This window comes from Citrobacter sp. Cpo142 (assembly GCF_030332425.1).
Taxonomy (GTDB): Bacteria; Pseudomonadota; Gammaproteobacteria; order Enterobacterales; family Enterobacteriaceae; genus Citrobacter; species Citrobacter portucalensis.
In genome coordinates, this window is record NZ_JAOWHW010000057.1 from 1 (window position 1) to 9,808 (window position 9,808).

General features: G+C 49.4%; 9 protein-coding genes and 3 pseudogenes. 7 read left to right on the forward strand and 5 right to left on the reverse strand.

What is annotated here, in order from left to right:
* The 4 genes from OGY18_RS02840 to OGY18_RS02855 all read right to left on the reverse strand — a co-directional run.
* The coding region (locus OGY18_RS02840) for a hypothetical protein (RefSeq protein ID WP_286551660.1) at nucleotides 1-65 on the reverse strand (65 nt) is incomplete at its 3' end.
* Between the two features lie 216 nt (nucleotides 66-281).
* Nucleotides 282-1,103 (reverse strand): DUF932 domain-containing protein, encoded by an 822-nt coding sequence (locus OGY18_RS02845; RefSeq protein WP_286551657.1) that lies wholly within the window; start codon nucleotides 1,101-1,103, stop codon nucleotides 282-284.
* Nucleotides 1,104-1,194: 91 nt separating this feature from the next.
* Nucleotides 1,195-2,058 carry a GTPase family protein gene (locus OGY18_RS02850; RefSeq protein WP_001548935.1) on the reverse strand — a complete coding sequence of 288 codons (864 nt, stop codon included), beginning with the start codon at nucleotides 2,056-2,058 and terminating at the stop codon, nucleotides 1,195-1,197.
* A 106-nt stretch (nucleotides 2,059-2,164) separates the two neighbouring features.
* Entirely contained in the window at nucleotides 2,165-3,091 is a 927-nt protein-coding gene (locus OGY18_RS02855; RefSeq protein ID WP_032170235.1) for a hypothetical protein, read from the reverse strand.
* A gap of 449 nt (nucleotides 3,092-3,540) precedes the next feature.
* On the opposite strand from OGY18_RS02855, the gene OGY18_RS02860 reads away from it, so the two are divergent.
* The 7 genes and pseudogenes from OGY18_RS02860 (at nucleotide 3,541) to appA (ending at nucleotide 8,891) form a co-directional block, all read left to right on the forward strand.
* The gene (locus OGY18_RS02860) at nucleotides 3,541-3,747 is read left to right on the forward strand and encodes a helix-turn-helix transcriptional regulator (RefSeq protein WP_001547758.1); all 207 of its coding nucleotides are present in this window, start codon (nucleotides 3,541-3,543) and stop codon (nucleotides 3,745-3,747) included.
* Between the two features lie 404 nt (nucleotides 3,748-4,151).
* Entirely contained in the window at nucleotides 4,152-4,763 is a 612-nt protein-coding gene (locus OGY18_RS02865; protein WP_008325050.1) for an inovirus Gp2 family protein, read from the forward strand.
* A 323-nt stretch (nucleotides 4,764-5,086) separates the two neighbouring features.
* A pseudogene (locus OGY18_RS27290) lies at nucleotides 5,087-5,197 on the forward strand (helix-turn-helix transcriptional regulator); the annotation flags it as partial.
* A 103-nt stretch (nucleotides 5,198-5,300) separates the two neighbouring features.
* Nucleotides 5,301-6,260: pseudogene (locus tag OGY18_RS02870) on the forward strand (cytochrome ubiquinol oxidase subunit I); the annotation flags it as partial.
* An 11-nt stretch (nucleotides 6,261-6,271) separates the two neighbouring features.
* Nucleotides 6,272-7,408 carry a cytochrome d ubiquinol oxidase subunit II gene (gene appB, locus OGY18_RS02875; protein ID WP_000460803.1) on the forward strand — a complete coding sequence of 379 codons (1,137 nt, stop codon included), beginning with the start codon at nucleotides 6,272-6,274 and terminating at the stop codon, nucleotides 7,406-7,408.
* Between the two features lie 12 nt (nucleotides 7,409-7,420).
* Complete coding sequence (cbdX, locus tag OGY18_RS02880) at nucleotides 7,421-7,513, forward strand: cytochrome bd-II oxidase subunit CbdX (protein ID WP_000270305.1); 93 nt, start codon at nucleotides 7,421-7,423, stop codon at nucleotides 7,511-7,513.
* A gap of 79 nt (nucleotides 7,514-7,592) precedes the next feature.
* On the forward strand, nucleotides 7,593-8,891 hold the full coding sequence (gene appA / locus OGY18_RS02885) for a bifunctional acid phosphatase/4-phytase (RefSeq protein WP_045351206.1): 1,299 nt from the start codon (nucleotides 7,593-7,595) through the stop codon (nucleotides 8,889-8,891).
* Between the two features lie 119 nt (nucleotides 8,892-9,010).
* Here the strand turns inward: appA and OGY18_RS02890 are convergent.
* Nucleotides 9,011-9,703: pseudogene (locus tag OGY18_RS02890) on the reverse strand (polysaccharide biosynthesis tyrosine autokinase); the annotation flags it as partial.
* Between the last annotated feature and the right edge of the window lie 105 nt (nucleotides 9,704-9,808).

Sequence of the window (9,808 nt, forward strand, 5' to 3'; positions counted from 1 at the left end):
AGACGGCTGATTATCAGTGACAGTCTGACAGCCAGCCGGTCATGGCGGCGTTCTGCCTGTGTCATGAGACGTTCTCCGTGGAATTTAACTGACTGAAAATGATGTGATTATTTTAAATAGAGGGGCGGACAGGGTATGGACACAGCAGAAACTATTTTTTATTTCTGCAAAAGCCAGAGGCAGCGGGGGTTACAGGCCTTCCCTCGGTGAGTGAGGACCGTCAGCACGGTGCGATGCGGACAGGTGGTGTCCGATATTAACAAAGCAGCAACATTAAACGGTCACTGCAGTTGCGTGAGCAGGGCTTCCGCCATCACCCACAGTGCCCGGTTAAGTTTCACGTCCCCGTCGATACCGCGAACGGCACGGGTATGTGACCGTCCTCCTTTGGCATTACGGCTACTGAGCCCGCCCTTAATCAGGTTCTCCTGAATACGCTGGTACGTGGTCCACAGGTCATTGCTCTCATCCTGCCAGCGGCGAGGGGAGAGGATCTGCGATTCAGTCACCGGCTGGTGGTCTTCACCAAAGCGGTATGTGAGGGCGGCTTTTGCCAGTGCCTGCTGTGCCGGGGGTGGCAACAGCAACGACTGCATGGCATCCCGTTTCTCCTCCACCCGGTCAAAAATCCCCAGCACCTCATACGCGCCTTCAATCACCTGACTCACCACGTCCCCCTTGTGTGGCACCCGCACCTCGCCAAACGACTCGCCGCAGACCAGACCGTTCTGACAAACCGCACGAAATAGTCCCGGCAACATCTGATACGAACTGGTTCCATCGTGAGAGTTGAGTAGAATAATTTCCGGCACCTGTATACCGGTGATCTGCCCTTCCCGCCGCAGACGCAGCATATGCTTTGTATGTTCACGACGACCCGGGTCACGCACGCGGGTCTGACAGGCAAAGAATGGCTGGAAGCCTTCTCGCTGTAGGCTGTCGAGCAGGGAGATGGTGGGTATATAGGTATAACGCTCACTACGGGACTCGTGTTTGTCCTCACTGAATACACTGGGCACTACGCGAAACAGCTCTTCACGGGTTAACGGACGGTCGCGACGGATAAGGTTTGCTGCGCCAAAGCGCGAAGCCAGACGGGTCATAAGCAGACTCCTCATAACGGGAAAACAAATAAAAGGGATCCCCGTCGCATCGGCGACAGGGGCAGGGAAGTAACAGGGATGGGTTAAATACTCAGAAGAAGAAATCCCAGACGGCGCGGGCCACTGACACCACCGTGGTGCGCACGGCCTGAATGACAGCCCGTACCGGGGCGGGTATCAGGGGAAAGGCACTGATGCTATCGAGTACGGCCCCGACGGTTTCACCAAAATCGCTACGAGCCTGTTCCCGGACTACCGTCGTGCGAAAGGAAGACTGGAGTTGCGACACCACCGGGCTGGTGGCCTCACGTGGCAGGCACTTAATCATTCGCTCGGCCATCACCCGCAGTCCCCACTGAAGACGGACCGACACGGCACACACCGGATGTACGGGCTGGAACAGCTCATGCAGCAGACAGATTTTACGGCTGATATTCTGCTTCTGCGCCGTGGACAACGGTCCCCCACCGCTGGTGGGTTCGGCCTTATCCGACTGGCTGATAACAAACAGCACCTTATGCCGGTATACCTCTCCAATCACCTGATGATAAAAATGTTCATCCACCGCCAGCGCCCGGTCATCGGCCTTAATCAGCCACAGAACCAGGTCGAGCCGGGGGAGTTGTTCGCGGTACATCGCAGCATACTCGGTATCGCGAGCACCACTTTCGCCCACGCCGGGCAGGTCCACCAGCGTCATATAGCGGTCGCCGACTTGCAGGCGAAAGCGCAGCGGCTCACGGGTACATGCAGCCACATCGCTGACCGGTGATATATCTCCGGCAAACAGGGCATTGCACAGACTGCTCTTCCCAACACCGGTTTTACCCATAATGCCGATCACTGGCTCGTAGCGGGTTAACTGATTTATCTGCTGCAATATACGTTCAGACACCCACTGTGGCAGACCAGCGAGCGATTGCTGAAACGGCTTCAATCCTTCAGAATTGTTCATTACTACTCCTCTGAAAAATAATACAAAAACGGCAGAATCGTGAGATTCCACCGTTAATCTGGTATGTTCAAAGGGATGATATATATCTGAAAATTATTAACTTGATCTACTTTTTGTCTTTTTTACGTGATGAAACAGCCTGCTGCCAAGCATGCTTCATTTTCTGAATAAAGAAATATTTTTCTTCAACTCCAGTGTCCCAACTATCCATGCATGCAATGATCATCTGTATTCTCATTGCAGTGTTATATGGTTTTAAATAAAAGGGGATCATATTTTTATTTCTCAGATACTCCCAGCAATAGATAGCTTGCTTTTCATCTTTTTTATCTAGCCAGTCATAATCAGTAAGGAATGTATTATATTGCTCTAGCCATTTATCATGCAACTTACGAAAATAAGAAATTTTCTGACTTAAACTTACAGGAGCTAAATCAATAAACCTCATCAAAGTACAAATGCGTTCTTGTTCGGATGTTGTATTCGGGCTGTAGTTGTCGGGATCTGCGCCAGATGTTAAATAAAATCTACGCGAGTATTTTTCAGGTGTATCTCTATTTTTTTCTTTATTGCTAGGGGAGATTCCCATCTGCATTTCGGCTTGTACTTCATCAAGTGAGAAATTTTTAATTTCATCAATGTTTTCAAATTCAAAAAAGGATGCAGGAGTTGAGTTCGGGTTGTAAATATTATCTTGTGCAAAGATATTCACGCTCGAGGAGGTTTCAGGACTGATTCTGTTGTTATATATATACATTAAGGCAAACCACGATCCTCTATCAGAACCTTTGAAACAATCGAACTTCTCTTTGTCAATGATTTTGTAATGGAACTGTTTTTTCAAGTAAGTACGCGCACTTTGTATTGCTTCATTATTGAATAGGAATTTAGTGTTCAATATATGATTAATGAGTTTTTGAAATTCCTCAGGCGTGTCGAAATTACTCGCCTGCTTAATGTAATCTTCGTTGTAATACAGACTCAGAACGTAAAGGGAAAAGAACTCCTCTCTCACTTCGTCATACCTAAGCATGTACCCTCCAGTGTGATATCACATCTGTCCGATGCTTTCAAAAGTATAAATGAACCATGATGATTTGGCATCTGCAAGGTGACTGTTGACTGGTTTTTTGCTGATTTTTTAATGATAAAGTAGTGATTACTAACTGATTAGTAAGTGATTAATGGCTGGTTGCCTCCTGTGATTTTTCTGCCTCTGGTAAATTGGGGGAGAGTACTGATCAACTCACCACTCTGAATAATTTTCATGATTGCACTCTACAAAGTTTCGACATCCGTCAAATTGTAACGGTCAGAGAACAGCGTTACACGAGGTTTTCCGTATCTATGCATTCTTAGTTGGGTAGCTCAACTGCTCCTTCCAGATCTTTTTTTACGTCACACCCCATTCATGTGGAGGAGAAGGCGTGAACAATTAGTTATCGCCTGCTCCGGTGCTCTTCTCGCAATGGGACACTCAGCATGAAAACTAAACCTGCACTACTGGAAGATGAGTTCATCGATATGAAGTTTATCACACGCCTTACTGGCCTGAGTGATAAATGGTTCTATAAGTTGATACAGGAAGGGGTATTTCCGAAACCCATTAAGATGGGTAGAGCTTCTCGCTGGTTAAAAAGCGACCTGGAGGAGTGGTTGCAGGCTAAAATTAATGATTCCAGAAATTAAATATTTTGGACTGTGTTTATCAAACTCCATGCCCTTTTTGCTGCTTAATTTTAAATGACACTCTGATCATGCACCGTGATTGAAATAAGTTATAGCCACCCCTTAATCATTTTTTTCAGACGACATTAACTTCGGAGTAAATAATTTAACACAATGAAATATCAAACCGCATCTGGCCTGAATGTTGAGTATTAATACGTGACGGATTGTTAATATATATCAGTACATAAACCCCAATATTCCAGTAATACACACCTACGCAATACACACCAAGCAATTTAGTCAGCATCACCCAACTAACATCCAACACAAACTCAATAAGCCAGATTTGATACCACCTAATTACCTCAACCATCGCGGGTAAGGTTCCGTCCTGCCCGATATTCAGATCACAGGAATCTATTATGCTTAATGATATTTATCTTGACCAACGTCATGCCCCATTCAATACAACGTATTTGCAACGGATGCTGGGTGTAATTGATAACGCTATAGCACAACACCCAAGGACAATGGCTGTCCGTGTCGATCTACGTCTGCCTGATGACAACTGTAATAGGAATAGTGGTCTGATATCCCGTTTCATTGAATCGCTTAATGCAAAAATCGATGCTCGGTACCGAAATAAAATAAAGAATGGCATCAGGAGCTACCCATGCCAGTTGCGTTACGCCTGGGTTCGGGAAGTGGGAGAAATAAACGAGAAGTCCCATTACCACATGGTACTTTTCGTGAACAAAGACACATTCAATGGACTTGGGAGCTATGGAGAAGGGGGAACGGGATTAGCCAGCCTGATACGTGAAGCCTGGCTGAGCGCTTTGCAACTAGGCCCTTACCCCGAATACCGAACGTTGGTCCACATCCCAGATAATCCCCTGTATTATCTGGATGCCAACGCCACAGACTATCGTGCGGTTTACGATAAGCTCACTTTCCGTCTGAGCTACTTTGCGAAGGAACGGACCAAGTCATACAGCCGAGATGAACGCTCGTTTGGCTGCAGTCAGTCCTGAGGCAAAACAAACTAAGTCTATAAAGATTTTTTCAGCCTGGCTCTAATCGACTGAATCTCAGCATACTCCGCTTTTGAAGCCTTGACACGTCAGTTGTTCTTTCACCTCTGAGTGGCTACTCGCGACTGCCTGCAGGAGACTGATTATGTTATTGACCGCAAAATCCATTAACTGACTTTTCGACTTAATCTCCTTAAGTTATGTGAGAAATTTGCCGATATGAAAACATGATCCTCCAGTCGCTACTGACATGCCCTGTCAGTAGCAACTGGTAATCTCAAGGAAAAATTACAAGGAGAACGGGCATGAGCGGGCATGAGGTAATGGTACAAAGAATAACCGCTATTATTGCAGAACTTTACCAGTACAGTTTTGTATCACGTAAGAAGATGATGGACGAATTCAACATCAGTGAGCGTACTTTGTATCGTGATCTTAATCGTCTGGGCGACAGAATCGTCCCCGATGGTGATGGTATTTACAGGCTGGCTCCCGCTTACGCTAAACCTCAGGCTCTAAAAGAACAACAAAATCTCGGCCATGTTTATTATGGCGATCAGCGCCTGGTATTTACTGCGCGGACGGGAGCGCGATGTCGCATTACGCTCGTTTGCCATCGGTTCCGTCTTCGGTACTCTGGCGATTATTGGCACGCTGCAACTCGGAGACAGTTCTGCGTATGAAGTCGCGCAAGTACAACCGGTAAAACTGGCGGCGATGGAAGGGGAGTGGCAAACGGAACCTGCACCTGCACCGTTCCATGTGGTTGCCTGGCCGGAACAGGATCAAGAGCGTAACGCCTTTGCCATCAAAATTCCCGCGCTGCTAGGAATCCTCGCCACTCACTCATTAGATAAACCCGTGCCGGGTCTGAAGAATTTGATGGCTGAAACCTACCCACGCTTGCAACGCGGACGTATGGTCTGGCTGTTAATGCAGGAAATATCGCAAGGCAATCGTGAGCCGCATGTGTTGCAGGCATTCCGGGAACTGGAAGGTGACCTGGGCTACGGCATGTTGCTCTCCCGCTATGCGCCGGATATGAATCATGTCACAGCCGCACAGTACCAGGCGGCGATGCGTGGTGCAATACCTCAGGTTGCGCCGGTATTCTGGAGTTTCCGCATCATGGTGGGCTGTGGTTCCCTGCTGCTACTGGTGATGCTGATTGCGCTTGTCCAGACGCTGCGTGGCAAAATCGACCAGCATCGCTGGGTGCTGAAAATGGCGCTCTGGAGTTTGCCGTTGCCGTGGATTGCGATTGAAGCCGGGTGGTTTATGACCGAGTTTGGTCGTCAGCCGTGGGCGATACAGGACATCTTACCGACATACTCCGCGCACTCCGCCTTAACCACAGGACAACTGGCTTTCTCACTGATCATGATCGTAGGGCTTTACACCCTGTTCTTAATCGCCGAAGTCTACCTGATGCAGAAATATGCCCGTCTGGGGCCGAGCGCGATGCAGAGTGAACAACCGACGCAGCAACAGGGGTAAAGGAGAAAATCATGTTTGATTATGAAACATTGCGCTTCATCTGGTGGCTGCTGATTGGCGTGATCCTGGTGGTCTTTATGATCTCCGACGGATTTGACATGGGGATCGGCTGTTTGCTGCCGCTGGTGGCGCGTAATGATGATGAACGCCGGATAGTGATTAATAGCGTTGGTGCGCACTGGGAAGGCAATCAGGTCTGGTTGATCCTCGCAGGTGGGGCATTATTTGCCGCCTGGCCCAGAGTGTATGCAGCGGCGTTTTCCGGCTTTTATGTGGCGATGATCCTGGTGCTGTGCTCGCTGTTCTTCCGCCCGCTGGCCTTTGATTATCGCGGAAAAATCGCCGATGCACGCTGGCGTAAAATGTGGGATGCCGGTCTGGTCATCGGCAGTCTGGTGCCGCCGGTAGTCTTCGGTATCGCCTTCGGCAACTTGTTGCTCGGCGTGCCGTTTGCCTTCACACCGCAATTACGCGTGGAGTATCTCGGCAGCTTCTGGCAACTGCTGACGCCATTCCCTTTATTGTGCGGATTGCTCAGCCTTGGGATGGTGATTTTGCAAGGTGGCGTCTGGTTACAACTGAAAACTGTTGGTGTGATTCATCTGCGTTCACAGCTGGCGACTAAACGCGCTGCACTGTTGGTGATGCTGTGCTTTTTGCTGGCGGGTTACTGGCTGTGGGTCGGTATTGATGGCTTTGTACTGCTCGCCCAGGATGCTAACGGTCCTTCCAATCCGTTAATGAAACTGGTGGCAGTGCTACCTGGTGCCTGGATGAATAATTTTGTCGAGTCGCCCGTTTTGTGGATCTTCCCGCTACTGGGGTTCTTCTGCCCATTGCTGACGGTGATGGCGATTTATCGTGGTCGCCCGGGTTGGGGATTTTTGATGGCATCATTGATGCAATTTGGCGTGATTTTCACGGCAGGCATCACGCTGTTCCCCTTTGTCATGCCGTCAAGCGTGAGTCCAATCTCCAGCCTGACGTTGTGGGACAGCACTTCCAGTCAGCTGACGCTGAGTATTATGTTGGTAATCGTGCTGATATTTTTGCCCATTGTGTTGCTCTACACTCTCTGGAGCTACTACAAAATGTGGGGGCGCATGACGACAGAAACTCTCCGCCGTAACGAAAACGAGCTGTACTAAGGAGCAGGAACAATGTGGTATTTACTTTGGTTCGTCGGCATTTTGTTGATGTGTTCGCTCTCCACCCTTGTGTTGGTATGGCTGGACCCGCGATTGAAAAGTTAACGAACGTAAGTCTGATGCGGCGCATTAGCGTCGTATCAGGCAATCAATAATGTCGGATATGAAAAGCGGAAACATATCGATGAAAGCGATCTTGATCCCATTTTTATCTCTTCTGATTCCGTTAACCCCGCAATCTGCATTCGCTCAGAGTGAGCCGGAGCTGAAGCTGGAAAGTGTGGTGATTGTCAGTCGTCATGGTGTGCGTGCCCCAACCAAGGCCACGCAACTGATGCAGGATGTCACCCCAGACGCATGGCCAACCTGGCCGGTAAAACTGGGTTGGCTGACACCGCGCGGTGGTGAGCTAATCGCTTATCTCGGACATTACCAACGCCAGCGTCTGGTAGCCGACGGATTGCTGACGAAAAAGGGCTGCCCGCAGCCTGGTCAGGTCGCGATTATTGCTGATGTCGACGAGCGTACCCGTAAAACAGGCGAAGCCTTCGCCGCCGGGCTGGCACCTGACTGTGCAATAACCGTACATACCCAGGCAGATACGTCCAGTCCCGATCCGTTATTTAATCCTCTAAAAACTGGCGTTTGCCAACTGGATAACGCGAACGTGACTGACGCGATCCTCAGCAGGGCAGGAGGGTCAATTGCTGACTTTACCGGGCATCGGCAAACGGCGTTTCGCGAACTGGAACGGGTGCTTAATTTTCCGCAATCAAACTTGTGCCTTAACCGTGAGAAACAGGACGAAAGCTGTTCATTAACGCAGGCATTACCATCGGAACTCAAGGTGAGCGCCGACAATGTCTCATTAACCGGTGCGGTAAGCCTCGCATCAATGCTGACGGAGATATTTCTCCTGCAACAAGCACAGGGAATGCCGGAGCCGGGGTGGGGAAGGATCACTGATTCACACCAGTGGAACACGTTGCTAAGTTTGCATAACGCGCAATTTTATTTACTACAACGCACGCCGGAGGTTGCCCGCAGCCGCGCCACCCCGTTGTTGGATTTGATCATGACAGCGTTGACGCCCCATCCACCGCAAAAACAGGCGTATGGTGTGATATTACCCACTTCAGTGCTGTTTATCGCCGGACACGATACTAATCTGGCAAATCTCGGCGGCGCACTGGAGCTCAACTGGACGCTTCCAGGTCAGCCGGATAACACGCCGCCAGATGGTGAACTGGTGTTTGAACGCTGGCGTCGGCTAAGCGATAACAGCCAGTGGATTCAGGTTTCGCTGGTCTTCCAGACTTTACAGCAGATGCGTGATAAAACGCCGCTGTCATTAAATACGCCGCCCGGAGAGGTGAAACTGACCCTGGCAGGATGTGAAGAGCGAAATGCGCAGGGCATGTGTTCGTTGGCCGGTTTTACGCAAATCGTGAATGAAGCACGCATACCGGCGTGCAGTTTGTAATGCATAAAAAAGAGCATTCAGCTACCTGAATGCTCTGAGGCTGATGACAAACGAAGAACTGTCTAATGCGTAGACCGGAAAAGGCGTTCACGCCGCATCCGGTCACTTTACCTTCAGTTTTACTCTTTCTCGGAGTAACTATAACCGTAATAGTTATAGCCGTAACTGTAAGCGGTGCTGGCGCGTTTAATCACACCATTGAGGATAGCGCCTTTAATATTGACGCCTGCCTGTTCCAGACGCTGCATTGACAAGCTCACCTCTTTGGCGGTGTTCAGGCCATAACGCGCAACCAGCAGGCTGGTGCCGACAGAGCGCCCCACGACCGCAGCATCGCTCACCGCCAGCATCGGCGGCGTATCGACAATCACCAGATCGTAATGGTCGTTCGCCCATTCCAGTAATTGACGCATCCGATCGCGCATCAGCAGTTCAGCCGGGTTAGGTGGCATCTGACCGCGAGTAATCACATCAAAGCCTCCTTTGCCAAAATGCTGGATCACTTTGTTGAGCTCATCTTTACCTGCCAGATATTCCGACAAGCCATGTGCATTACTCACGGTAAACAGGTTATGCGAATAACCATGGCGTAAGTCGGCATCAATAAATAACACTTTTTGATCGGACTGGGCGATCACCGCTGCCAGAGTTGAACTGACAAATGTTTTACCACTGTCTGGCGTCGCACCGGTGATCATCAGAATGTTATTCTCAGTCTCCATCATAGCGAAATGCAGACTGGTTCGTAGCGCACGTACGGCTTCCACAGCAGAATCCGCCGGGTTATCCACCGCCAGGAAGGGGATATTTTTAGGGAAGGTGCGAATAAGCGGGGAAATTCTTCTCGGCTGACTCAGTCATTTCATTTCTTCATGTTTGAGCCGATTTTTTCTCCCGTAAATGCCTTGAATCAGCCT

Coding starts and splice junctions, on each gene's coding strand:
- OGY18_RS02845 (WP_286551657.1), bottom strand. CDS start 1,103: ATGACCCGTCTGGCTTCGCGCTTTGGCGCAGCAAACCTTATCCGTCGC.
- OGY18_RS02850 (WP_001548935.1), bottom strand. CDS start 2,058: ATGAACAATTCTGAAGGATTGAAGCCGTTTCAGCAATCGCTCGCTGGT.
- OGY18_RS02855 (WP_032170235.1), bottom strand. CDS start 3,091: ATGCTTAGGTATGACGAAGTGAGAGAGGAGTTCTTTTCCCTTTACGTT.
- OGY18_RS02860 (WP_001547758.1), top strand. CDS start 3,541: ATGAAAACTAAACCTGCACTACTGGAAGATGAGTTCATCGATATGAAG.
- OGY18_RS02865 (WP_008325050.1), top strand. CDS start 4,152: ATGCTTAATGATATTTATCTTGACCAACGTCATGCCCCATTCAATACA.
- appB (WP_000460803.1), top strand. CDS start 6,272: ATGTTTGATTATGAAACATTGCGCTTCATCTGGTGGCTGCTGATTGGC.
- cbdX (WP_000270305.1), top strand. CDS start 7,421: ATGTGGTATTTACTTTGGTTCGTCGGCATTTTGTTGATGTGTTCGCTC.
- appA (WP_045351206.1), top strand. CDS start 7,593: ATGAAAGCGATCTTGATCCCATTTTTATCTCTTCTGATTCCGTTAACC.